At 51.5% G+C, this 371-nt stretch carries 1 pseudogene; it reads right to left on the bottom strand.

What is annotated here, in order from left to right:
- Positions 1-371: pseudogene (locus CIK04_RS29650) on the bottom strand (aldehyde dehydrogenase family protein); the annotation flags it as partial.

The raw sequence follows: 371 nt of genomic DNA, 5'->3' as shown, positions 1-371 counted from the left end.
GCAAATGTGAAATGTCCATCGCTTCTGGATGCGTGCCTTCAACGATACGAACTAGATTTGTTGGGTAGATTTCGGCAAGCATACGACGGAGCTGTCGCGTGGTTTGCGGGCAATTGGGTGGCATCTTAATCATGCAGCGGTTGCCCGCGGCTAGCGCCGTGATCAGTGGGCTATCGAGAGTACAAAGGGAAGTTCCAAGGGCAGATAATGCCTACCACGCCTTTCGGCTGATAACGAACCTCCAGTTGGTTGCCTTTAAACAGCCACTCTGTCGCTCTTCGGCTGGGCTTCATCCACCCCTTTAAATGTTTGAGCACATGGTTGATATCAAGAATTGGCGCAAGCACATCCGTCCATGATGGACTCGGTAT

This window comes from Vibrio sp. 03_296, assembly GCF_002265885.1.
This window is presented reverse-complemented; position numbering and strand designations above follow the sequence as displayed.